Source organism: Candidatus Streptomyces philanthi (genome assembly GCF_059553635.1).
In genome coordinates this window covers 56,265-78,518 of sequence record NZ_JCANQV010000003.1, presented here as the reverse complement: position 1 = coordinate 78,518, position 22,254 = coordinate 56,265, and the positions used below count along the sequence as shown (strand labels likewise).

19 protein-coding genes and 1 pseudogene are annotated in these 22,254 nt (G+C 74.3%); 11 read left to right on the top strand and 9 right to left on the bottom strand.

What is annotated here, in order from left to right:
* The 4 genes and pseudogenes from AC51EU_RS01345 to AC51EU_RS01330 form a co-directional block, all read left to right on the top strand.
* Nucleotides 1-197, top strand: a pseudogene (locus AC51EU_RS01345) (aa3-type cytochrome oxidase subunit I); the annotation flags it as partial.
* 32 nt (nt 198-229) lie between these two features.
* Nucleotides 230-817: a hypothetical protein gene (locus tag AC51EU_RS01340; protein ID WP_496264713.1), complete on the top strand. Its 588-nt coding sequence runs from the start codon at nt 230-232 to the stop codon at nt 815-817.
* 123 nt (nt 818-940) lie between these two features.
* A complete protein-coding gene (locus tag AC51EU_RS01335; protein ID WP_496264712.1) occupies nt 941-1,603 on the top strand; it encodes a TetR/AcrR family transcriptional regulator in 663 nt (220 codons plus the stop codon).
* A gap of 26 nt (nt 1,604-1,629) precedes the next feature.
* A complete protein-coding gene (locus AC51EU_RS01330) occupies nt 1,630-2,820 on the top strand; it encodes an acyltransferase family protein (protein ID WP_496264711.1) in 1,191 nt (396 codons plus the stop codon).
* 61 nt (nt 2,821-2,881) lie between these two features.
* On the opposite strand, the gene AC51EU_RS01325 is transcribed toward AC51EU_RS01330, so the two are convergent.
* From AC51EU_RS01325 to AC51EU_RS01315, 3 genes are all read right to left on the bottom strand, one after another.
* A complete protein-coding gene (locus AC51EU_RS01325; RefSeq protein WP_496264710.1) occupies nt 2,882-4,300 on the bottom strand; it encodes a phytoene desaturase family protein in 1,419 nt (472 codons plus the stop codon).
* Between the two features lie 40 nt (nt 4,301-4,340).
* A complete protein-coding gene (locus AC51EU_RS01320) occupies nt 4,341-5,279 on the bottom strand; it encodes an inositol monophosphatase family protein (RefSeq protein ID WP_496264709.1) in 939 nt (312 codons plus the stop codon).
* 122 nt (nt 5,280-5,401) lie between these two features.
* Nucleotides 5,402-7,198 (bottom strand): gamma-glutamyltransferase family protein, encoded by a 1,797-nt coding sequence (locus AC51EU_RS01315; protein WP_496264708.1) that lies wholly within the window; start codon nt 7,196-7,198, stop codon nt 5,402-5,404.
* A gap of 215 nt (nt 7,199-7,413) precedes the next feature.
* On the opposite strand from AC51EU_RS01315, the gene AC51EU_RS01310 reads away from it, so the two are divergent.
* Both AC51EU_RS01310 and lplAB read left to right on the top strand, forming a co-directional pair.
* Entirely contained in the window at nt 7,414-8,178 is a 765-nt protein-coding gene (locus AC51EU_RS01310) for an SIR2 family NAD-dependent protein deacylase (protein WP_496264707.1), read from the top strand.
* Nucleotides 8,179-8,279: 101 nt separating this feature from the next.
* A complete protein-coding gene (gene lplAB, locus AC51EU_RS01305) occupies nt 8,280-9,341 on the top strand; it encodes a lipoate-protein ligase LplAB (RefSeq protein WP_496264706.1) in 1,062 nt (353 codons plus the stop codon).
* 70 nt (nt 9,342-9,411) lie between these two features.
* Here the strand turns inward: lplAB and AC51EU_RS01300 are convergent, their stop codons facing one another.
* A complete protein-coding gene (locus AC51EU_RS01300) occupies nt 9,412-10,413 on the bottom strand; it encodes a TIGR03842 family LLM class F420-dependent oxidoreductase (protein ID WP_496264705.1) in 1,002 nt (333 codons plus the stop codon).
* 11 nt (nt 10,414-10,424) lie between these two features.
* A complete protein-coding gene (gene hydA, locus AC51EU_RS01295) occupies nt 10,425-11,834 on the bottom strand; it encodes a dihydropyrimidinase (protein WP_496264704.1) in 1,410 nt (469 codons plus the stop codon).
* A gap of 429 nt (nt 11,835-12,263) precedes the next feature.
* Between hydA and AC51EU_RS01290 the strand changes: the two genes are divergently transcribed.
* Complete coding sequence (locus tag AC51EU_RS01290; protein WP_496264703.1) at nt 12,264-13,142, top strand: substrate-binding domain-containing protein; 879 nt, start codon at nt 12,264-12,266, stop codon at nt 13,140-13,142.
* Nucleotides 13,143-13,255: 113 nt separating this feature from the next.
* Here AC51EU_RS01290 and AC51EU_RS01285 read toward each other — a convergent pair whose 3' ends face one another.
* Complete coding sequence (locus tag AC51EU_RS01285) at nt 13,256-14,530, bottom strand: aspartate aminotransferase family protein (RefSeq protein ID WP_496264716.1); 1,275 nt, start codon at nt 14,528-14,530, stop codon at nt 13,256-13,258.
* Nucleotides 14,531-14,571: 41 nt separating this feature from the next.
* Nucleotides 14,572-15,414 carry a nitrilase-related carbon-nitrogen hydrolase gene (locus AC51EU_RS01280; protein ID WP_496264702.1) on the bottom strand — a complete coding sequence of 281 codons (843 nt, stop codon included), beginning with the start codon at nt 15,412-15,414 and terminating at the stop codon, nt 14,572-14,574.
* A 181-nt stretch (nt 15,415-15,595) separates the two neighbouring features.
* Between AC51EU_RS01280 and AC51EU_RS01275 the strand changes: the two genes are divergently transcribed.
* Together AC51EU_RS01275 and AC51EU_RS01270 are read left to right on the top strand one after the other, a co-directional pair.
* Nucleotides 15,596-16,027: a MarR family winged helix-turn-helix transcriptional regulator gene (locus AC51EU_RS01275; RefSeq protein WP_496264701.1), complete on the top strand. Its 432-nt coding sequence runs from the start codon at nt 15,596-15,598 to the stop codon at nt 16,025-16,027.
* Between the two features lie 64 nt (nt 16,028-16,091).
* Nucleotides 16,092-16,643 (top strand): isochorismatase family protein, encoded by a 552-nt coding sequence (locus AC51EU_RS01270; RefSeq protein WP_496264700.1) that lies wholly within the window; start codon nt 16,092-16,094, stop codon nt 16,641-16,643.
* Here the strand turns inward: AC51EU_RS01270 and AC51EU_RS01265 are convergent.
* Together AC51EU_RS01265 and ggt are read right to left on the bottom strand one after the other, a co-directional pair.
* Complete coding sequence (locus AC51EU_RS01265) at nt 16,624-18,099, bottom strand: amidase (RefSeq protein ID WP_496264699.1); 1,476 nt, start codon at nt 18,097-18,099, stop codon at nt 16,624-16,626. The two genes, AC51EU_RS01270 and AC51EU_RS01265, sit on opposite strands and share 20 nt — an antisense overlap.
* A 154-nt stretch (nt 18,100-18,253) precedes the next feature.
* The gene (gene ggt / locus AC51EU_RS01260; protein ID WP_496264698.1) at nt 18,254-20,068 is read right to left on the bottom strand and encodes a gamma-glutamyltransferase; all 1,815 of its coding nucleotides are present in this window, start codon (nt 20,066-20,068) and stop codon (nt 18,254-18,256) included.
* 151 nt (nt 20,069-20,219) lie between these two features.
* Between ggt and AC51EU_RS01255 the strand changes: the two genes are divergently transcribed.
* On the top strand, nt 20,220-20,963 hold the full coding sequence (locus AC51EU_RS01255; protein WP_496264697.1) for a hypothetical protein: 744 nt from the start codon (nt 20,220-20,222) through the stop codon (nt 20,961-20,963).
* A 183-nt stretch (nt 20,964-21,146) separates the two neighbouring features.
* Nucleotides 21,147-22,220 (top strand): calcium:cation antiporter, encoded by a 1,074-nt coding sequence (locus tag AC51EU_RS01250; RefSeq protein ID WP_496264715.1) that lies wholly within the window; start codon nt 21,147-21,149, stop codon nt 22,218-22,220.
* Nucleotides 22,221-22,254: the final 34 nt, after the last annotated feature.

Here is a 22,254-nt window from a genome sequence, read left to right as displayed (position 1 = left end):
TCGACGACCCCTGGGGCTACGGCCGCTCCCTGGAGTGGGCCACGTCCTGCCCGCCGCCGCGGCACAACTTCACCTCCCTCCCCCGCATCCGCTCCGAATCCCCCGCCTTCGACCTGCACCACCCCGAGATCGCCGCCCTGGACGCGGCGCGGAACTCCCAGCCGGCCGTGGCGTCGGCCACCCCCGCCGGACGCTGATCCGGTACCTCGCGCGAAGGAGGCAACCCCCCATGACCTCGGCCGTCCTGGCGCTGGGCCTCGCGGCACTGACCGCGTCCGGCTGCGTCTGGTCCCTTCCGGCCCTCGCCGACCTCCGGGCCGGCGCGGACCGGCCGGTCTCCCGCCGCATGGCCGCGGTGTCCTGCCTGGCCGGCTGGGGCACGACGGCGCTCCTCGCGCTGCTGCTCCTGCTGCCGCTGCCGTGGCAGGCGCTCTGCGGCGCGGCGGCGACCGGAGCCGCGATCACCCTGGCCGTACGCCTGCACGCCGTCGTCCAGCGCCGGCGCGAGGCGTGGGAGGACGCGCGGGACTGGGCCGCCCTGGGGCATCTGCCGGCCCGGCGGCCCCGGTACGGCCCGCGGCACGTCTTCGCGGCCTGGGCCGGCAGCGGGCTGCTGCTCGCCGCGGCCGGGGCGGCCTGTCTGCTGACCCTGGGCGGGGCACGGCACCTGGGCGCGGCGGTGGTCTACGCCGCGCCGACGGTGACGGCGGCACTGTTCCTGGCCGTCGCGGTCGTCCGGGCCCCCAGGGCACGCCGGCACGCCGTCCCCGGCGCACGCGCCACGGTGCCGCGGCCCCGCTCGCGGCTGCGCCACTGACCCGCCCCACCCCGTGGCCCCGGGGCCGGACCGATGACCCGTGATCGGTTCCGGCCCCGGGGCCTTCGCATGCTCCGGCCCTTGCCCTGGACAGCTTCTGACCACCCGCCTAATATTCTGGCCATGCGGTCAAAAAATGATCCGGACAGCCAGAAGGACACGGGGGCGGCACCGCGTCCGGCGCGCTCGTTCATCGAGGAGGCGCGCCGCGCCCAGATCATCGACGCCGCCGTCGAGACCCTCGCCGACCTGGGCTTCGCCAAGTCCTCACTGGCCCGGATCGCCGAACGGGCGGGCATCAGCAAGGGCGTGATCTCGTATCACTTCGCCGGCAAGGACGAACTGATCGAGCAGCTCGTCGAGCAGGTCTACGACCGGATCGCGGCCTTCGTCGGCCCCCGGCTCGCCGAGCAGTCCACGGCGGCCGACCGGCTGCGCGTCTACATCGAGTCGGTCGCCGCGCACATGCAGGGCCACCGCACCCAACTCGCCGCGCTCGGCGAGATCTTCGGCAACGTCCGCACGGCGGACGGCACCCCGCGCTACGGGGTCGCCTCCACCGAGCCGATCTACACCGCGCTGGAGGAGATGTTCCTCCAGGGCCAGCGCGCCGGGGAGTTCCGCCCGTTCGACACCCGGGTGATGGCCGTCAGCCTCCAGGCCGGCATCGACGACATGTTCGCGTACTGGAGCGTGCACCCGGACCACGACCTGACGGCGCACGCCCGCGAACTCGCCGAACTGTTCCGGCACGCCACGCGTGCCGGGGACCACACCACACACTGAACCGACGGAAACGGGGGAGATCACTCATGCGGGGTTCCACAACGGATTCCGCGGCGGAGGGGACGGCGGTCGCCGGGACACAACGGGTCCGCGGCCGCCTGTACTTCGCCGACAACCTGCGCGTCGCGCTGACGGCGCTGGTGGTGCTGCACCACACCGCCGTCACCTACGGCAACATCCCCGCCTGGTACTACACCGAGCCCGCCCAGGACGCCTCCGGGCTGCTCCTGGACGTCCTCGTCGTCGTCGACCAGGCGTTCTTCATGGGCTTCTTCTTCCTGATCGCCGGCTACTTCACGCCCGGCGCCCATGCGCGCAAGGGCTCCGGCCCCTTCCTCCGGGACCGCCTCAAGCGGCTCGGGATACCCCTGCTCGTCTTCCTGCTGATCCTGCGCCCGCTCACCAACTTCGACGGGTACACGGCGCTCAAGGAGCAGTTCGCCGAGCGGGGCGACGCACTCCCCTACTGGCTCTACTACCTGCTGAGCTGGGACGCGGGACCGCTGTGGTTCGTCGAGGTGCTGCTGGTGTTCGCCGCGCTCTACGTCCTGGTGCGGCGCCGCCGCGGGAAGTCCGCCGCGCCCTCCGCCGCACCGGACACCACCCCCGCACGGCCCCCGCGCGCCCGCTCCGTCGTGCTGTTCATCGCGGGCCTCGCGCTCGCCACCTACCTGTGGCGCATCGCGGTCCCCACCGGCAGCTACGTCCCGTTCCTGGGCCTGCCCACGCCGGACTTCCTCCCCCAGTACGCGAGTTTCTTCGTCCTGGGCGTGCTCGCCCACAAACGGGGCTGGCCGCAGGCGTTCTCCCGCCGGGCCGGCCTGGCGGGCTTCGCCGCCGCCACCGCCGCCACCCTCCTCTATCTGCCGGTCGTCATGACGGCGGGCCCGGCCGCGTTGGCCGGCCCCGGCACCTGGCCGTCGCTGGCCGGGGCCGCCTGGGAGGCCGTCTTCGCCGTCGGCATCGCCCTCGGCCTGACCGTGGTCTTCCGCGACCGCCTCGACCGGCAGGGCCGCGCCGGCGCGTTCCTCTCCCGCCACGCCTTCGCGGTCTATCTGGTCCACGCCCCCGTCCTCGTCCTCCTCGGCCACGCCTTCCACTGGCTGCACGCCCCGGCGGCGGTCAAGTTCGCCCTCGTCGCCGCGCTGGCCCTGCCCCTGTGCTGGGGCGTCGCCTGGGCGGTACGGTCACTGCCCCGGGCCGACCGGGTGCTGTAGCGAGGCGTGCTCCGCGTCCCCCTCATGACCGGGGGACGCGGAGCACGGTCGAGGCCGCCCGCTACCGCGCCGCGTGGAGCCGGCGCCAGACCGCCCGTGCGGCGTAGTGGCCGGACATGCCGTGGACGCCGGGGCCGGGCGGGGTGGCCTGGGAGCAGAGGAAGACGGCCGGGTGGGCGGTGGTGTAGGGGACGCGGGCGAGCTTGGGGCGGATGAGCAGGCGCAGGCCGGCCGCGGAGCCGGTGGCGGTGTCGCCGCCGACGTAGTTGGCGTTGCGGGCGGCGAGTTGGGGCGGGCCGGCGACGGCGCGGGCCAGGACCAGGTCGCGGAAGCCCGGCGCGAAACGCTCGATCTGCCGCTCGACGACGTCCGTGGCGTCGCCCTCCCAGCCGTTGGGGACATGGCCGTACGCCCAGAAGACGTGCTTGCCCTCCGGGGCGCGGCCGGGGTCGATCAGGCTGGGCTGGGCGGTGATGAGGAACGGTACGGACGGGTCGCGGCCCTGGGCGGCGGCGTTCAGCGCGGCGCCGATCTCGCCGCTGGTGGGGCCGATGTGGACGGTGCCGGCCCGGCGGGCGTCCTTCGCGGTCCACGGCACCGGCTCCGCCATCGCGTAGTCGATCTTGAAGACGGAGGGGCCGTACACCACATCGCGGTAGGCGTCGCCCAGGCCCGCGATCCGGGCGAGCGCGGTCGGCGAGGTGTCGAAGACATACGCGCGGGCCGGCGGGAGTTCGTCGAGCCGCCGGACCTCGAAACCGGTGTGCACCACGCCGCCGTGGGCGCGCAGCAGCCCGGCCAGCGCGTCGGAGATCGCCTGGGAGCCGCCGCGCGGCACCGGCCAGCCCTTGGCGTGCGCGGCGAGCGCGAACATCAGGGCGAGGCCGGTGGTGCCGAAGCCGCCGAGCGGGGCGATGGCGTGGGCGGCGAGGCCGGCCAGCAGACCGCGGGCCTTCTCGTCGTGGAAGCGGCGGTTGAGGAGGGTGACCGGCTGCATCGCCGAGAGGCCGAAGCGGGCGTAGGTCACCGGGTCGCGGGGCAGCCCGAGCCACTGGGTGCGCAGGAAGTCGTGGGCCATGGTGTCCCACTTGCCGAGGAACGGGGCGACGAGCCTGCGGTACGTACCGGCGTCGCGCGGCCCGAGGGACATCGCGGTCTCGCCGACGGAGTGCGCGAGGAGGGCCGCCGTACCGTCCGGGAACGGGTGCGCCATGGGGATCTCGGGGTGCAGCCACTCCAGGCCGTGGCGCTCCAGCGGCATGGTGGCGAAGGCGGGCGAGCCGATGCCGAAGGGGTGCACGGCCGAGCAGGGGTCGTGGCGGAACCCGGGGAGGGTCAGTTCCTCGGTGCGGGCGCCGCCGCCGATCGTGCCGCGGGCCTCGAAGACCTCGACGGACAGTCCGCGGCGGGCGAGTTCGACGGCTGCCGTGAGCCCGTTGGGTCCTGCCCCGATCACCACGGCGTCGAGCATCCTCGGCATCCGCGCCACTCCCCTCGTGTCCGGCCCTCGTCGTCGAGGGTCAGTCGGCGGCCGTCAGCAGTCCGAGGATACGCCGTGCCGTCAGGGCGTCCCGCGCCGCGGTGAAGGGCAGCGCGTTGCCGCCGCCGAGCCGGAAGCGCTCCCCGCCGGCCGTGCCGCTCGCCCCGCCGGCCTCCTCGACCAGCAGCAGTCCGGGGGCGTGATCCCAGACGTTCTCCCAGGTGAAGGCGGTGGCGTCGAGGGTGCCCCGGGCGACGGCCAGATACTCCAGGCCGGCCGAGCCGCAGGGGCGCGGGGCCACGCCGGTGGTGTCCAGCGCGCTCAGGACGCGCTTCTCCTCGTCGGTGGTGAAGTCGAAGTGGGAGATGGCGACCTGGACGTCCGCGCCCGGGTCGGGCGTGCCGCTGTGCAGGGGTATGCCGTTGAGGGTGGCGCCGGCGCCGCGCCGGGCGACGGCCATCTGGCCGAGGGCGGGCGCGTACGTCCAGGACGCCAGCAGTTCGCCGCGGCGGGCCAGCGCGACCAGGGTCGCGAAGCCCGGGTCGCCGTGGACGAACTGGCGGGTGCCGTCGACCGGGTCGACGATCCAGACGGGCGCGTCGTCCCGCAGCGCGTCGAGGACGGCGGGGTCGGCGTGCACCGCCTCCTCGCCGACCACCCGGGAGCCGGGCAGCAGCGCGGTGAGGGCGGCGGTCAGATGCTCCTCGGCGCGCCGGTCGGCGGTCGTCACGAGGTCGTGGGGGCCGTTCTTCTGGACGATGTCCTCGGCGGCGAGCTGCCGGAAGCGGGGCAGGATCTCGTCGGCCGCGGCCCGGCGGACGGCGGTCTCGACGGCGGCGAGGTCGAGGGAGGCGAGAAGGGACAGGTCGGCCGGCGGCAGGTCCGGGCGGGGCCCGGCGGGGGCGGTGCCGGTCGTGGTGGTGCGCACGGTGAGGTTCGCGGTCACTCCCGGGGTGTGGACTCCTGTTGCTTCGATCATGCGTCCATCGAACCATGTCCCACTGACACTCCGGCTGGACTCCGGGTGAATTCCCGGCGCCGTACGGGCCACGGCCTGGGGACGGCGGCCGGGTCCGGTCCCTGGCCGCCGTCCCCCGCCGGTCAGCGGCCCACGGCGTACCCCTGCATCCCGCGCGGGTTCGCGGCGGCCGACAGGACGCCGGTCTCCGGGTCGCGGGCCACCGCGCTCAGCCGCCCCTCCGACCAGGGGCCGCCGACCGTCACCCGGTGCCCGCGGCGCCGCAGCCCGTCGATGACCTCGGTGCCGATCCGGGACTCGACGGTGACGCCGCCCGGCCGCATCCCGCGCGGGAAGAAGGAGCCGGGGAAGGACTCCTGGTGCCAGTTCGGGGCGTCCACGGCGCCCTGGAGGTCGAGTCCGCCGCGGACCTCGGGGCGCAGCGCGACGGCGAGGAAGAAGTGCAGCTGCCACTGGTCCTGCTGGTCGCCCCCGGGGGTGCCGAACGCCATCACGGGCACGCCGTCCCGCAGGGCGAGCGACGGGGTGAGGGTGGTGCGGGGGCGGCGGCCGGGGGTGAGGGAGTTCGGCAGCCCCTCCTCCAGCCAGGTCATCTGCAAGCGGGTCCCGAGCGGGAAGCCGAGCGCCGGCACCACCGGGTTGGACTGCAACCAGCCGCCGGAGGGGGTGGCCGAGACCAGGTTGCCCCAGCGGTCGACGATGTCGATGTGGCAGGTGTCACCCCGGGTGGCGCCGCTGGGCGCGACGGTCGGCTCCCCCGCCCCGGCCCCGTCCCCCTCCCGGTGCGGCTCCCGGCCGTCCGCGACGGCGAGGGCGTGGGCGCTCAGGCGCGGGGTGCGGCCGTCCGGCGCGCCGGGGCGCAGCGCGTACGAGGCGCTCTCCCCGATCAGCGTGCGGCGTTCGGCGTTGTACGTGTCGCCGAGGAGGGTGTCCAGGGGGACGTCCGCGGCGTCGCCGTACCACGCCTCGCGGTCGGCCATGGCGAGCTTGCCGCCCTCGATCAGGGTGTGGACGTAGTCGGTGCTGCCGTAGGCGGGCAGCTCACCGGGGAGCAGGGCGAGTTGCTGGAGGAAGGCCGGGCCCTGGGACCAGGCGGCCGCCTTGGCGACGGTCCAGCCGTGCCAGTCGTATGTCACCGGTTCCTCGTAGGTGGCGCGGAAAGCGGCGAGATCGTCGCCGGTGAGGGTGCCCGCGTGGCGTTCGCCGGAGGTGTCCATGGCGGGACGGGCGGCGAAGCCGGCGAGGGCCTCGCCGATGAAGCCCTCGCGCCAGATCCGGCGGGCGGCGTCGATCTGTGCCTCCCGCCGCGCGGAGGCGGACCCGGCCTCGGCCAGGAGGCGGCGCCAGGTGGCGGCCAGCGGCCGGTTGACGAGCAGCCCGCCGGGGGCGACGGGCCGGCCGCCGGGCAGGTAGATCTCGGCGGACGAGACCCATTCGGTGGTGAAGAGGTCGCGTACCGTCGCGATGGTCTCCCCGACGCGTTCGACGGCCGGGTGGCCGTGTTCGGCGTAGCCGATGGCGTAGCGCAGGACCTCGGCGAGGGTCTTGGTTCCGTGGTCGCGCAGCAGCAGCATCCAGGCGTCGAAGGCGCCGGGGACGGCGGCGGCGAGCGGCCCGGTGCCGGGCACCAGGTCGAGGCCGAGTCCGGTGTAGTGCGCCACGGTCGCCCCGGCCGGTGCCGGGCCCTGCCCGCACAGCACCCGTACGGGGCCGCCCTCGGGGGCCAGCAGGATCGGTACCTCGCCGGCGGGGCCGTTCAGGTGCGGCTCGACGACGTGCAGCACGAATCCGGCGGCCACGGCGGCGTCGAAGGCGTTGCCGCCGTCCTCCAGGACGGCCATCGCGGACTGGGAGGCGAGCCAATGGGTGGAGGCGGCCATGCCGAAGGTGCCCTGGAGGGTCGGTCGGGTGGTGAACAAAGGTGACTCCTCGGTGGTCCGGGAACGGTGCGGTACGGGGCCGGTGGGAGGCGAGTTGACGGGGTGACGGATCGCGGAGCTGCCCGGGATCGTACGGCCGGCGCTCCGGCGGCCGCGAGGACCGGCGGGGCGGGCAGCCCAGGGCGCACGCCACGCAGGCCGCCGGGGCCGCCCTTCCCTCGCCCTTCCCCGCCTCCGCCGCTTACGCTCGCGTCATGCCCCGTACGGACACGTCCACGCCCGGGCCCGTTGAGCGGCCCCGCCGTCCCCTGGTCGCGATCCTCAGCGGTGCCGGGATCTCCACGGACTCCGGGATTCCCGACTACCGCGGTCCGAACGGCCTGTGGCGGCGGGACCCGGAGGCGGAGAGGCTCGTCACGTACGACGCGTACATGTCCGATCCGGAGGTCCGGCGGCGGTCGTGGCGGATGCGGCGGGAGAGTCCGGCGTTCCGGGCCCGGCCCAACGCGGCCCATGAGGCGGTGGTGCGCCTGGAGCGGTCGGGGACCCCGGTACGGGTGATCACCCAGAACGTGGACGGTCTGCACCAGCTCGCGGGGATGCCGGAGCGCAAGGTGCTGGAGCTGCACGGCACCGTCCGGGAGGTCGTCTGCACCCGCTGCGGCGCCCGCTCGCCGATGGCGGAGGCGCTGGCGCGGGTGGCCGACGGCGATCCGGACCCCGCGTGCCTGGTCTGCGACGGCATCCTGAAGTCCGCGACCGTGATGTTCGGCGAACGGCTCGACCCCCGGGTGCTGGGCGCGGCCGTCACCGTCGCCGAGGCCGCCGACGTCTTCCTGGCCGTCGGCACCACGCTCCAGGTGCAGCCCGCCGCCTCCCTCGCCGCCCGCCACGGCGCCCGACTGATCATCGTCAACGCCGCGCCGACACCGTACGACGAGCTCGCCGACGAGGTGATCCGCGAGCCCATCGGGACCTCGCTGCCCCCGCTCCTGGACTCCCTGGCCGCCCCGGCCTGAGCCTGCCCCCGCGCGGGGCACGCGCGGCCCCGGACTACCGTGGGTGGCGACCGCCGGCCCCGGGCCGCGCGGCGGACAGGCCACGACCAGGAGGATGAGCCGTGCAGGGCAAGCACCACGGTGAGTACAAGGTGCCGGGCGGCAAGCTCGTCGTCGTCGATCTGGAGGTGACGGACGGGGCGCTGCGCCGGGTGCGGGTCGCCGGGGACTTCTTCCTGGAGCCGGACGAGGCGCTGGACGCGATCAACGGCGCGCTGGAGGGCGCCCCCGCCGACACCGACGCGCGGGGTCTCGCGTCCCGGATCGACGCGGCGCTGCCGCCCGGCACGGTGCTGTTCGGCTTCAGCAGCGAGGCGGTGGGCATCGCCGTCCGCCGTGCGGTGGCGCGGGCCACGGACTGGGCGGACTACGACTGGCAGATCGTCCACGAGGGCCCGCAGCCGCCCGCGCTGCACATGGCGCTGGACGAGGTGCTCACCCACGAGGTCGCGGCGGGCCGCAGGCCGCCGACGCTGCGGGTGTGGGAGTGGGACCGCCCCGCCGTGATCATCGGCAGCTTCCAGTCGCTGCGCAATGAGGTGGACCCCGAGGGCGCCGACCGCCACGGGGTGACGGTGGTCCGCCGGATCAGCGGCGGCGGCGCCATGTTCGTCGAGCCCGGCAACACCATCACGTACTCCCTGTGCGTGCCGGACGCGCTGGTGCAGGGCCTGTCGTTCGCCGAGAGCTACGCCTATCTGGACGACTGGGTGCTGGGCGCGCTCGGGGACATGGGCATCAACGCCTGGTACAAGCCGCTCAACGACATCGCCACCGACCAGGGGAAGATCGCGGGCGCGGCGCAGAAGCGGGTGGCGTCCGGGGCGGTGCTGCACCACGTGACGATGTCCTACGACATCGACGCGGACAAGATGGTCGAGGTGCTGCGGATCGGCAAGGAGAAGCTGTCGGACAAGGGCACCACCAGCGCGAAGAAGCGGGTGGACCCGCTGCGCCGGCAGACCGGGCTGCCCCGGGCCGAGGTGATCGACCGGATGATCGCGTCGTTCCGCGCCCGCTACGGCGGCGCGGACGGCACGGTGAGCGCGGAGGAACTGGCGCGGGCGCAGGAACTGGCGGCGTCCAAGTTCAGCTCGCCGGAGTGGATCGGGCGGGTGCCGTAGGGCCTGTCGTCACACCCCGGTCTGCCTCGCGGCGGGGCGGCGCGGCCGGTGGCCCGCCGCCCCGCGCCCGTCAGCCGGTGAGGGCCGGGATGATGTGCTCCCCGTAGCCGTCGATGGTGGCCTCCTTGGCGTCGTGCATCGCGTACAGGGCGAACTGGTCGACGCCGAGGGCCCTCAGTTCGCGCAGCTTGTCGAGGTGCGCCTGGGGCGGGCCGAGCAGGCAGAAGCGGTCGACGACGGCGTCGGGGACGAAGGCGGTGTCCGGGTTGCCCGCCCGGCCGTGGTGGGCGTAGTCGTAGCCCTCGCGTTCCTTGATGTAGGAGGTCAGTTCCTCGGGGACGGCGCCGGAGTGCTCGCCGTAGCGGGTGACGAGGTCGGCGACGTGGTTGCCGACCATGCCGCCGAACCAGCGGCACTGCTCCCGGGCGTGGTCGAGGTCGTCGCCGAGGTAGGCGGGCGCGGCGACGCAGACGGTGACCTCGGCGGGGTCGCGGCCCGCGGCCGCCGCGGCGTCCCGTACGGCCTTGACCATCCGTCCGGTCAGGAACGGGTCGGCGAGCTGGAGGATGAAGCCGTCGGCGAGCCGTCCGGTCATCTCCAGGGCCTTCGGCCCGTAGGCGGCCATCCAGACGGGCAGTCTCCCGTCGCGTACCCAGGGGATGCGCAGCCGGCGGCCGCCGACGTCGGCCTCCCGCCCTTCGGCGAGGTCGCGGATGACGCCGATGGCCTCGCCGAGCCGGGCCAGGGTGTTGGGCGGCCGGCCGGCGACGCGCATCGCGGAGTCGCCGCGGCCGATGCCGCAGACGGTGCGGTTGCCGTACATCTCGTTGAGGGTGGCGAAGGTGGAGGCGGTCACCTCGGGGGTGCGGGTGGAGGGGTTGGTGACCATCGGGCCGACGATCAGGCGGTCGGTGTGTTCGAGGACGCGGCTGTAGATGACGAACGGTTCCTCCCACAGGACGGAGGAGTCGAAGGTCCAGCCGTAGCGGAAGCCCTTGCGTTCGGCGCGGCGCATCAGCTCCACGACGGACGAGGCGGGCGGGTCGGTCTGCAGGACAACTCCGAAGTCCACGGCTGCGCTCCTTAGACGAGGTACTGGCAGGTGCCGCGCGGGACGTACTGGCCGTGGCCGGCGCGCCCGGCGTAGGCGCGGCGGTCGATCACCGGTTCGCCCCGTGAGAGCACCGTCTCGACCCGTCCGACGAGCCGTTTGCCCTCGTACGCCGAGTAGTCGACGTTCATGTGCTGGGTGGCGGTGGAGACGGTCTGCTCGGCGGCGGGGTCGTAGACGACGATGTCGGCGTCGGAGCCCGGGGCGAGGGTGCCCTTCTTGGGGTAGAGGCCGAACATCCGGGCGGGGGTGGCGCAGGCGATCTCGATCCAGCGGCGGCGGCTGATGCGTCCCTCCACGACGCCCTGGTGGAGGAGGTCCATGCGGTTCTCGACGCCGGGCAGCCCGTTGGGGATCTTGGAGAAGTCGTCGCGGCCGAGTTCCTTCTGGCCGCGGAAGCAGAACGGGCAGTGGTCGGTGGAGACGACCTGGAGGTCGTTGGTGCGCAGCCCGCGCCAGAGCGCTTCCTGGTGTTCGCGGGGCCGCAGCGGGGTGCTGCACACGTACTTGGCGCCCTCGAAGCCCGGCTCGGCGAGGTTGTCGGCGGACAGGAACAGATACTGCGGGCAGGTCTCGCCGAAGACGTTCAGGCCCAGGTCGCGGGCCCGGGTCAGCTCGGCGACGGCCTCCTCGGCGGAGACGTGCACGATGTAGAGGGGCGCCCCTGCGACGCGGGCGAGCTGGACGGTGCGGTGGACGGCCTCGGCCTCCAGGAGCGGATGGCGGACCTCGCCGTGGTAGCGGGGCGCGGTGCGGCCCTCGGCGAGGGCCTGTTCGATGAGGACGTCGATGGCGATGCCGTTCTCGGCGTGCATCATCACCAGTCCGCCGTTGTCCGCCGAGCGTTGCAGGGCCCGCAGGATCTGCCCGTCGTCGCTGTAGAGGACGCCGGGGTAGGCGGTGAAGAGTTTGAACGAGGTGACGCCCTCCTCGACGAGCAGGTCCATCTCCTTGAGTGTGTCCGGGTTCACGTCGGAGAGGATCATGTGGAAGGCGTAGTCGACGGCGCACTGGGCGTCGGCCTTGGCGTGCCAGCGGTCCAGTCCCTCGCGCAGCGGCCGTCCGCGGCTCTGGACGGCGAAGTCGACGATGGTGGTGGTGCCTCCCCAGGCGGCGGCGCGGGTGCCGGTCTCGAAGGTGTCGGAGGAGAACGTGCCGCCGAAGGGGAAGTCCATGTGGGTGTGGACGTCGACGCCGCCGGGGAGGACGTAGCGTCCGGTGGCGTCGATCACCCGGTCGGCGCTGTGGCGCCAGCCGTCGGCGGTCGGGGTGCCGTGCGCGGCGAGAGCGGCGACGCGGGAGCCCTCCACCAGGACGTCGGCGTGGATCTCGTCGGCGGCGGTGACGACCAGTCCGCCGTGGACGACCGTACGGTTCACCATCCCTGCTCCCTTCCGCACCGGCGGCACCCGGCGGCTCGCGGAGGCAGAGCACGGCGCGCACCGTCCGCGGGGGCATGCCTGCTCTGCTGACGCCACGTCACAACCGGTCCATACCCGTGGATTCCGGTTGAGAAGGAGACCGTAGAAGCATGTCACCCACGGTGGCAATACCGTGCCCCCGTTCGGCCGGACCCGTCGTGTGGTGCCCTCGGCGCCCGGGGTCGTGCGACCGGGCGGGGCGGACGGGGCGGGGGACGCGGGTGCGGCGCGGGGTGCGCGACGTGCCGGAGGGGTGCCGGGCCCCCGCACTGGGAAGGTAACCGGCGGCGCCCGAGTGCGCCCCTCACGCGCCGGTGGAGCGGCGGCGCGGTCACCGCGACGGTGGGACGTCAGCAGGATCTCGGCAGAGGATCAGAGAGGCAGCACGTCATGGAACACAGCACACCGTGGGAGTTCTCCGACGATCGCGGGCGCCTGGCGGTGGCCGCGCGGCGGCCGTCGAGGATCGTCGCGTACATACAGGCCGGGGCGACGCTGTGGGACCACGGCGTGCGCCCCGCCGGGCTGTTCGGGTCGCAGCACGACGGCGGCGCGCCCGACCACGCCAAGAGCGGTGACCTGCCGCTGGCGGAGATCCCGTATCTGGGCGCGGGCGGCGCGCTGCGGCCGGAGGCCGTGCTGGAGGCGCGGCCGGACCTGGTGGTGGCGGTCACCTACGACGGGGAGACGGTCTACGGGCTGGAGCCGAGGACGGCGCCGGCGCTGGAGGAACAGGTCCCGGTGGTGGCCCTGGGGGTCGGGCCGGGGCGGGGCCTGGCCACCGTCCGCGAGCGGTTCGCGGCGCTCGCCGGGTCGCTGGGGGCGGGCGAGCCGGCCGCGGCGGCGGTGGAGCTGGACACCGCCGAGGACACCCTGCGCGCGGCGACGGGCGGTCCCGGCCGGCCGCGGGTGCTGGCACTGTCGGCGGCGGGGCCGGAGCTGGCGCATCTGGCGCGGCCCGGCGCCTGGCCGGACCTGCGGACGCTGTCGGAGCACGGCGTGGACCTGGTGGAGCCGGCCGCGGGCCCGGGCGCGAACTGGGCGACCGTCGGCTGGTCGGAGGCCGCGTCGCTGGGCGCCTCCGTCGTGCTGACGGATACCCGCGCCAACGCCGCGGCCCCGGGGGCACTGCGGTCGAACCCCCATTGGCGGGCCATCGAGGAGTCGGCCCGGCTCGTCCCGTGGAACCCGGAGGCGCCGTGCAGCCGCCGGGCGCACGCGCGGTTCTTCCACCGGATGGCGGAGGCGGTGCGGGCGGTGAAGGGGTAGCCCGGGGCGGCTCATTGACGAGCTGCGAGGCATGCGTCCGTCCGCCGCCGCGCACCGGACCGGAACCGGCGGGCCGCGGCCGGTCCGGGCGGGAGCCGGCCGCGGCCCGCGGGTCAGACGCCGGTGGCCGTCAGCCGGTCCTGGGCCGTCCGCAGGGCCTGGGCCAGCAGTTCGGCGCCCTCCTCCGCCTCGGCCACGGTCAGCGACATCGGCGGGGCGATCCGCAGTACGGCGCCACCGAGGCCGCCCTTGCCGACGAGCAGTCCGCGTCTGCGGGCCTCCTCGGTGACCAGGTCGGCGGCCTCCGGGGAGAGGGTGTCGGTACCGGGGCGGACCAGTTCGAGGCCGATCATCAGCCCGCGGCCGCGTACCTCGCGGACCAGGCCGAGGCCGGCCGTGAGCGCCCGCAGGCGCTCGATGAGCAGGCCGCCGACGCGCCGGGCATTGCCCTGGAGGTCGTGTTCGAGGAGGTGGGTGAGGTTGGCGAGGCCGGCGGCCATGGTGACGGGGCTGCCGCCGAAGGTGGAGATGGAGTGGGCGGGCAGGCAGTCCATCACCTCGGCGCGGGCGACGACCCCGCCGACGGACATGCCGTTGCCGATGCCCTTGGCGAAGGTGAGCAGGTCGGGCGGGCCCTTTCCGGCGTGGGCCTGCCAGCCCCAGAAGTGGTCGCCGGTACGGCCCCAGCCGGTCTGCACCTCGTCACTGATCCAGAGGATGCCGTGCCGGTCGAGCACCTCGCGGAAGGCGGCGTAGAGGCCGTCGGGGGGCGCGGTGAACCCGCCGACGCCCTGGACCGGCTCGGCGATCAGCGCGGCGACGCCGGAGGCGGTCTGCTGGAGGGTGTCCTCCAGGTCGGCGACGCAGGCGGCGATGTAGGCCCGGTCGTCCAGTGCGGCGTAGGGGCCGCGGCCGCGTACCCCGCCGTGCACATAGAGCGTCTGGAACGGGGACAGGGCGGTCGGTGACCAGCCCGCGTTCCCGGTGACGCCGATGGCCGAGAAGGAGCGGCCGTGGTAGCTGTTGCGCATCGCCAGGATCTGGTGCGAGCGGCGGTAGGTGGTGGCGAGCAGCAGGGCCGCGTCGTTGGCCTCCGTGCCGGAGGTGGTGAAGAAGACCCGGGCGTCGGGGATGCCGGAGAGCGCCGCGATGCGTTCCGCCAGCTCGACCATGGGGCGGGAGAGGTAGAGCGTGGAGGTGTGCAGGACGCGTCCGGCCTGGGCGGCGACGGCGCGGGTGACCTCGGGCAGGGCATGGGCCGTCATGGTGGTGAGGATGCCGCCGAAGAAGTCCAGGTAGCGGTTGCCCTCGGAGTCCCAGACGTGGCGCCCCTCGCCGTGGGTGAGTTCGAGGGGCCGCTCGTAGTAGAGGTCGAGCCAGGAGGGCATCACCGCGCGGTGGCGGGCGTGCAGTTCCCCGGGGTCCTGGGTCAAGGCCGCACCAGCCCCTCGTACGCGTCGGGGCGGCGGTCGCGGTAGAACGCCCACTGCTGCCGCACCTCGTCGATCATGCCGAGGTCGAGGTCGCGGACGACCAGTTCCTCCTTGGAGTCGCTGGCGACCTCGCCGACGAACTCGCCGCGCGGGTCGACGAAGTAGCTGGTGCCGTAGAACTCGTCGTCGCCGTACTCCTCGACGCCGACGCGGTTGATGGCGGCGACGTAGTAGGCGTTGGCGACGGCGGCCGCGGGCTGTTCCAGCTTCCACAGGTGGGCGGAGAGTCCGCGGGAGGTGGCGGAGGGGTTGAAGACGATCTGCGCGCCGTTGAGGCCCAACTGCCGCCATCCCTCGGGGAAGTGGCGGTCGTAGCAGATGTAGACGCCGATTCTTCCGGCGGCGGTGTCGAAGACGGGCCAGCCGGCGTTGCCCGGCCGGAAGTAGTACTTCTCCCAGAAGCCCTTGACCTGGGGGATGTGGTGCTTGCGGTAGCTGCCGAGGACGGTGCCGTCGGCGTCGACGACGACCGCGGTGTTGTAGTAGACGCCCGGTTGCTCGACCTCGAAGACGGGGGCGACGATCACCATGCCGGTCTCGCGGGCGAGTTCCCGCATCCGGCCCACGGTGGGGCCGTCGGGGACCGGTTCGGCCCGGCGGTAGTGCTCCGGCTCCTGGACCTGGCAGAAGTAGGGGGCGTTGAAGACCTCCTGGAAGCCGATCACCCGGGCGCCCTGGGCCGCCGCGGCACGGGTGTGCTCCTCATGTTTCGCGATCATCGACTCGGTGTCGCCCGTCCAGGTCGCCTGGACCAGTGCGGCACGCACAACGTCGGCCATGAGCTGCTCCTTTGTCGGTGCGTCAGCCGTCGCGGCACGCGGCTGCCCGCGTGTGGAGGCGACCGTAAGCCCCGGTCCTCCGCCTGGCAAGACCATCTCCGGCGCGGCGCGGCGGCCCCGGACATCCGTTTTTCGACAGGAAGACTTGCAAGTTTCCCTGTCGGAATCCTACGCTCGGCCCATGCCGGACAAGGGATCAGAACACCTCGCGGCCGACCTGGCCGTGACCGTCTCGCAGCTGGTGCGCCGGCTGCGCGCCGCGTACCCGCTGAGCGGGATCACCCCCACCCAGCGCTCGGTGGCCTGGCGCCTGGAGACCGGCGGGCCCGCCACCACCGCCGCGCTGGCCCGCGCCGAACTGGTCCGGCCGCAGTCCATGCGGATGACGCTCGGCGCGCTGGAGGAGAGGGGCGTCGTCGCCCGCAGTCCGCATCCGACGGACGGCCGGCAGGTCGTCTTCTCCCTCACCGACGAGGGCCGGCGGCTGCTCGCGGAGGTACGGCGCGCCAAGCAGGACTGGCTCGCCACGGCCCTCGCCGACCGGCTGACCCCCGCCGAACAGCGCACCCTCGCCGAGGCCACGACGCTCCTCCAGCGGCTGCTGCGCCCCTGAGCGGCCGCCCGGCGTACGAGGAACCCGCCCGCACCGCCCTCCCCCGACAACTCACGGAGCAGCCATGTCCGTCACCACTCTCGACCCGGCCACCGCACTCGTCCTGATCGACCTCCAGAAGGGCATCACGGGCCTGCCCTGCGTCCACCCCATGGACGAGGTCGTCGCCCGGGCGGCACAGCTGGCCGCCGCGTTCCGCGAGCGGGACCTGCCCGTCGTGCTGGTGAACGTCACCGGCGGCGCGCCGGGCCGCACCGAGCACCCCCGGCCGGGCGGCACCCCGCCCGCCGACTGGGCCGAGCTGGTGCCGGAGCTGGACCGGCGGCCCGGCGACCTCCTCGTCACCAAGCAGCAGTGGGGCGCCTTCCACGGCACGGCCCTCGACCTGGAACTGCGCCGCCGCGGCATCACCCAGGTCGTCCTCGGCGGCGTCGCCACCAGCATCGGCGTCGAGTCCAGCGCCCGCGCCGCGTACGAGCACGGCTACCACGTCACCGTCGCGACGGACGCGGTGACCGACCTGGACGAGGGCGCGCACCGCAACAGCGTGGAGAAGATCTTCCCGAGGCTGGGCGAGACCGGCACCACCGAGGAGATCATCGGTCTTCTGGGCTGACCTCGCGTGCCGGGTGGCCGTCCGGCCGCCGCTCGTACCAGCGCAGCGCGTCCTCCAGCTGGGAGGCGAGCGCGATCAGCCGCGGTTCGCTGCCCGCCGGGCCGAGCAGCTGGGCGCCGAGCGGCAGCCCGCCGCCGCTGAAGCCGGCCGGGACGTTCACCCCGGGCCAGCCGAGGACGTTCCACGGCCAGGCGTACGGGCAGGCGGCGACCATGGCCTGGTCGGTGCGCCAGCCGCCGAGCCGGGCGAGGGTGCCGACGCGGGGCGGCGGGGTGGCCGTGGTCGGCGTCAGCAGCACGTCGTACGGGCCGAACAGGGCGCCGATGCGGTGGTGCTGGCGTTTCTCGGCGGCGCGCGCCCGGCGCAGGACGGGGCCGCCGAGGAGGCGTCCGATGCGGGCCGCCTCGCGGGTGCGGCGGTCCAGCAGCCGCCGGTCGGGGACCCGGGCCGCCCACTCCCCCACGCCGACGGTGGCGCGCGGGACGAAGGCGAAGCCGATGAGGCCGTAGTCCGGGTCGGCCTCCTCCACCGCGTGGCCGAGGCCCGCGAGGGTCTGGGCGAGGGCGGTGACCGCCGCGCGCACCTCGGGGTGCAGCGGTTTGGGTGTTCCGGTGAAGGCCGGTTTCCACGACAGGGCGATCCGCAGCCGTCCCGGGTCGCGGCCGACCGCGGCGCGGGCGCTGATCGGCACGGGCCGGTGGAGGTCGCCGCGGTGGCTGCCGCTCGCCGCGTCCAGCAGCAGGGCCGCGTCGCCGACGGTCCTGGCCAGCGGGCCGATGCCGGTGATGCCCTGGAAGGACTCGGCCAGCGGCCAGGTGGAGATCCGGCCGCGCTGCGGTTTGATGCCGACGAGATGCGTCCAGGCGGCGGGGATACGGACCGAGCCCGCGCCGTCGGTGCCCAGCGCCGCGGGCACCAGCCCGGCGGCGACCGCGGCGGCGGAGCCGCCCGACGACCCGCCGGGGGTGTGGCCGAGGTTCCAGGGGTTGCGGGTGTCGCCGAAGGCAGGCCCTTCGGTGAACGGCCACTGGCCCAGTTCGCAGGCGTTGGTCTTGCCGACGACGACGGCCCCGGCGGCGCGCAGCCGCCGTACGGCCTCGGCGTCGTGCTCCTTGGGCGGGAAGTTCCCGGCGCAGCCGAACGCGGTGGGCTCGCCCGCCACATCGGTGTCGTCCTTGACGGCCACCGGGACGCCCAGCAGCGGCAGCCGTTCCCCGGCGGCGAGCCTGCGGTCGGCCTCCTCCGCCTCGGCCCGTGCGGCCTCGGCCCGGATCCGGCGGAAGGCGTTGACGGTGCCCTGGGCGGCCTCGATGCGGTCGAGGGCGCGGCCGACCAGCGCGGCCGAGGTGACCTCGCCCGCGGCCAGGGCGTCGGCCTGTTCGGCGAGCCCCTCGTGGCGTCCGTCCGGTGTGGAGGGCCGCGCGTTCCGCCGGTGGCGGCTTTCGTCAACACTCATGGGCGTGCGCCTCCCTGACCGTGCGTTCGACCAGTCACCCGAGACTAAGCGGCGCGCCTCCGCCCGGCAACGACGCCACACGAGGTGCGGCGTCACCGCCGGGCGGACGGCGCGGGGCGCGCGGTGTGCGCCCGGGTCGTGCGTCAGGTGCTGCTCAGGAGGGGTTGACGACCATCGCGGAGCCGCCTCCGCGCCGTACCTTCTCGGCCGCGGCGAGCCAGCGGCCGTCAGGCAGCCGCTCGACGCCGGTCGCCGCGCCGATCTCCGGGTTCTGCCGGAAGCGGTGGCCGATGGCCTCCAGTTGCCCGCGCAGCGGGCTGTTCCACAGGCCCGGTTCCAGCTCGGTTGCGGGCGTGTTGCGCTGGCTGGCGCGCGGGGCGGCGATGGCGTCGACCAGCGGCATGCCGCGGTCGAGGTGGTTGACGAGGGTCTGGAGCACGGTGGTGATGATGGTCGCGCCGCCGGGCGAGCCGAGGGCCAGCACCGGCGTGCCGTGGCGCAGCACGATCGTCGGCGAGATCGACGAGCGCGGGCGCTTGCCGGGGCCGGGGAGGTTGGGGTCGTGCACGCCGGGGGTGACGGGTGTGAACGAGAAGTCGGTCAGTTCGTTGTTGAGCAGGAAGCCGCGGCCGGGGACGACGATGCCGCTGCCGCCGGTCTGCTCGATGGTGAGGGTGTAGGCGACGATGTTGCCCCACTTGTCGGCGACGGTGAGATGGGTGGTGTTCTCGCCCTCGTACGTCGTCGGGGAGGCGGGCCCCGCCGTGCGGCAGGGGGCGGGACGGCGGGGGTCACCCGGTGCGAGCGGGCTGGTCAGCGCCTTGTCGTCACGGAGGAGGCAGGCGCGGGAGTCGGCGAACCGCTGGGAGAGGAGCCCCTTGGTGGGGACCTTCTCGGCGGCCGGGTCGCCGATCCAGCGGCCGCGGTCGGCGAAGGCGATCCGGGCGGCCTCGATGTAGCGGTGCAGGAACTGCTTCTCGCCGAGGTGCGAGAGGTCGCTCCGGTCCAGGATGTTGAGCGCCTCGCCGACGCTGATGCCGCCGGAGGCGGAGGGGGCCATGCCGTAGACGTCGAGCCCGCGGTAGGTGGTGTGCGTCGGGGCGTGCCCGAGGACCCGGTAGTCGCGCAGGTCACGGGTGGTCAGGCGGCCGGGGCGCACCGTGCGGCCGGCGCCGGGGCGTACGGGGGGAGTGCGGACGGTGTCGACGATGTCCCGGCCGATCGGGCCGCGGTAGAGCGCGGCGGTGCCCTTGCGGCCCAACTCCTCGTAGGTGCGTGCCAGGTCGGGGTTCTTCAGGGTCGAGCCGACGGCGGGGAGCTTGCCGCCGGGCAGGAAGAGGCCGGCGGTCGCGGGGAAGTCGCGGAAGCGGGCCTCGTTGTCGGCGGTCTGCTTGCGGAACGTCCCGTCGACGGTGAAGCCGTCCTTGGCGAGCTTGACCGCGGGCCGCAGCACCTGGCCGAGGGAGCGGGTGCCCCATGTGCGCAGGGCGGTGTCCCAGGTGCCGGGGGTGCCGGGGGTGCCGACGCTCAGTCCGCTGGTGACCACCTCGTCGAACGGGAGGGCTTTGCCGTTCTCCAGGAAGAGGTCCTTGCCGGCGGAGCGCGGGGCGGTCTCCCGGCCGTCGAGGGTGCGGACGGTGCGTGACCTGGCGTCGTAGTAGACGAAGTATCCGCCGCCGCCTATGCCGGCGGAGTACGGCTCGGTGACGCCGAGCGCGGCGGCGGTGGCGACCGCGGCGTCCACCGCGTTGCCGCCCTTCTTGAGCACGGCGATTCCGGCGGCCGAGGCGTCGGCGTCGACGCTGGCGACCACGCCGCCGTGTCCGACGGCGAGCGGGGTCTTGGCCGGTGCGGGGCGGTCGGTGGTGTGCCGTTGCGGGGCGGGCTGGGCGGTGGCCGGGGCCGCCGCCAGGGAGCCGGCCAGCGCGGTGGCCACTCCCATGCCGATGAGACGTCGTACAGGGGTCATACCCGTATGTCCTCCAAGCACCGAAGAGGCGTGAGGGGCCGGAGCCTACTCGTGTACGCGTGCGACGGCAGGACGTCTCACCGACCGGTCCGCCCGGAGGCACCGCACCCGGCTCGAACACGCGGCCGGGGTGCCGCTACGCTCGCCCGCCATGGAAGACACCCCGTTGCTCCTGACCGTCGCCCTCGCCGCGCTCGTCGCCGGTCTGGCCGCAGGCTGGGCCGTGCGCTCGGGCGCGGCCCGCCGCAGACTCTCCCGCGAACGGGACTTCTTCGGGCTGCCGGAGGGCTCGGAGTGTGTCGTGGTCACCCACCGGGACAGTGCCTCGGCGCACTGGAGCATCCCCCGGCACGACGCGCTGGCCCTGCTCGGTCTGGCCGCGGTGATAGAGAACTGCGGGGCGCACCCCGAAGTGGCGCCGCACGACACCGGGTTGCAGGGCTCCGGTGCCCGCACCGAGTTCTGTGTCGGCGATCCGACCGCGCACCACAGGCTCGCGGCCCATCTGGCCAATCTGCTGCCCGGTGTCGTCGTGCATCCGGGTGACGCGACCGGCGCGGACCGGGGGACGTTCACGGTCGGCGGGACGGCGTACCGGATGGAGCCGGGCGCGGTGGAGTACGTCCTGCTGGCCCGGTTGCGGGCCGGGGCCGGCGGGCGTCCGGTGTTCCTGGTGGCGGGTCAGCGTCCGGTGACCCATCGCGCCGCGGTGCGTCACCTCGTCCGTGACCGGGTGCGGCTGGCGCGGCGGCACGGTCCGGAGGGGCAGTTCTGCCTGCTGCTGAAGGTGAGCAATTCGCGGACGTACGGCCCGGATGTCGTCGAGGTGGTCGCGGATGTCACCAAGGCGGCGGCGGTGCCGCCGGAGCCTCGGGGGCACCGCGCGGCGGGCTGATCCGGCGGGCCGGGAGCGCGGGCGTGCGCCACCGGTACGGGCGCGGGCGCGCGATTGGTCCGCTCATCTGCGACGCTCGAAGCCATGAGTTCTCCGCCGCCACACGCATCACCCCCCTCGCCATCCTCACAATCCTCACAATTGTCCCGCCCGCCCCTGCTTTCCCAGATCGGTTCGACGCTGGTGCACTGGCCCGGCGCCGTCCCGGTACTGGCCTTCGTCCTGCTCGCCCTGACCTGGGGGCGGCCCCTGCCGGTCGTCCTGGTCATCCTGGTGTCCCTCTTCCTCGCCGCGGCGGTGCTCGCCGCGGTCCACCACGCCGAGGTGGTCGCGCACCGGGTGGGTGAGCCGTTCGGCTCCCTGGTACTCGCGGTGGCGGTGACCATCATCGAGGTGGCGCTGATCGTCACGCTCATGGCGGACGGCGGCAGCAACAGCGCCGCGCTCGCCCGGGACACGGTCTTCGCCGCCGTGATGATCACCTGCAACGGCATCGTCGGCCTGAGCCTGCTGGTCGGCTCCCTCAAGCGGCGGGTGGCGGTGTTCAACGCCGAGGGCAGCGGCGCGGCCCTGGCGACGGTCGCCACGCTGGCCGGGCTGAGCATGGTGCTGCCGACGTTCACGACCAGCACCCCCGGGCCGCAGTTCACCACACCCCAGCTCGTCTTCGCCGCACTGGCCGCGCTGGTGCTCTACCTCCTCTTCGTCACCACCCAGACCGTCCGGCACCGTGACTACTTCCTGCCGGTGACCAGCACGGGCGAGGTGATCGAGAAGGAGACCCACGCCGTTCCCCCGTCGACGCGCGTCGCGCTGATCAGCCTGGCGCTGCTGGCCCTGGCACTGGTCTCGGTGGTCGGCCTGGCCAAGGAGGTGTCACCGACGATCGAGTCCGGGGTGGCGGCGGCCGGGCTGCCGTCGTCCGTCGTCGGCATCGTGATCGCGATGCTGGTGCTGCTGCCGGAGACCATCGCGGCGATGCGGGCCGCGCGCCGCGACCGCATCCAGACCAGCCTCAACCTCGGTCTCGGTTCGGCCATGGCGAGCATCGGCCTGACCATCCCGGCCGTGGCCGCGGCCTCGGTCTGGCTGCCGGGGCCGCTGGTGCTGGGGTTGAGCGCGACGCACATGGTGCTGCTGGCGCTGACGATCATCGTCGGCACCCTGACCGTCGTCCCGGGCCGCGCCACCCCGCTCCAGGGCGGTGTCCACCTGGCCCTGCTGGGCGGCTACATCGTGCTCGCCGTGAGCCCCTGAGCGGTGCGGGCCCCGCTCCCCGGGGCGGGGCCCG

Excerpts from the sequence above, each read along its gene's own strand:
- AC51EU_RS01255 (WP_496264697.1), top strand. The coding sequence starts at position 20,220 with ATGGAAGACACCCCGTTGCTCCTGACCGTCGCCCTCGCCGCGCTCGTC.
- AC51EU_RS01290 (WP_496264703.1), top strand. The coding sequence starts at position 12,264 with ATGGAACACAGCACACCGTGGGAGTTCTCCGACGATCGCGGGCGCCTG.
- AC51EU_RS01330 (WP_496264711.1), top strand. The coding sequence starts at position 1,630 with ATGCGGGGTTCCACAACGGATTCCGCGGCGGAGGGGACGGCGGTCGCC.
- AC51EU_RS01325 (WP_496264710.1), bottom strand. The coding sequence starts at position 4,300 with ATGCCGAGGATGCTCGACGCCGTGGTGATCGGGGCAGGACCCAACGGG.
- ggt (WP_496264698.1), bottom strand. The coding sequence starts at position 20,068 with ATGACCCCTGTACGACGTCTCATCGGCATGGGAGTGGCCACCGCGCTG.
- AC51EU_RS01340 (WP_496264713.1), top strand. The coding sequence starts at position 230 with ATGACCTCGGCCGTCCTGGCGCTGGGCCTCGCGGCACTGACCGCGTCC.
- AC51EU_RS01285 (WP_496264716.1), bottom strand. The coding sequence starts at position 14,530 with ATGCCCTCCTGGCTCGACCTCTACTACGAGCGGCCCCTCGAACTCACC.
- AC51EU_RS01335 (WP_496264712.1), top strand. The coding sequence starts at position 941 with ATGCGGTCAAAAAATGATCCGGACAGCCAGAAGGACACGGGGGCGGCA.
- AC51EU_RS01280 (WP_496264702.1), bottom strand. The coding sequence starts at position 15,414 with ATGGCCGACGTTGTGCGTGCCGCACTGGTCCAGGCGACCTGGACGGGC.
- AC51EU_RS01265 (WP_496264699.1), bottom strand. The coding sequence starts at position 18,099 with ATGAGTGTTGACGAAAGCCGCCACCGGCGGAACGCGCGGCCCTCCACA.
- AC51EU_RS01275 (WP_496264701.1), top strand. The coding sequence starts at position 15,596 with ATGCCGGACAAGGGATCAGAACACCTCGCGGCCGACCTGGCCGTGACC.
- AC51EU_RS01310 (WP_496264707.1), top strand. The coding sequence starts at position 7,414 with ATGCCCCGTACGGACACGTCCACGCCCGGGCCCGTTGAGCGGCCCCGC.
- AC51EU_RS01320 (WP_496264709.1), bottom strand. The coding sequence starts at position 5,279 with ATGATCGAAGCAACAGGAGTCCACACCCCGGGAGTGACCGCGAACCTC.
- AC51EU_RS01270 (WP_496264700.1), top strand. The coding sequence starts at position 16,092 with ATGTCCGTCACCACTCTCGACCCGGCCACCGCACTCGTCCTGATCGAC.
- hydA (WP_496264704.1), bottom strand. The coding sequence starts at position 11,834 with ATGGTGAACCGTACGGTCGTCCACGGCGGACTGGTCGTCACCGCCGCC.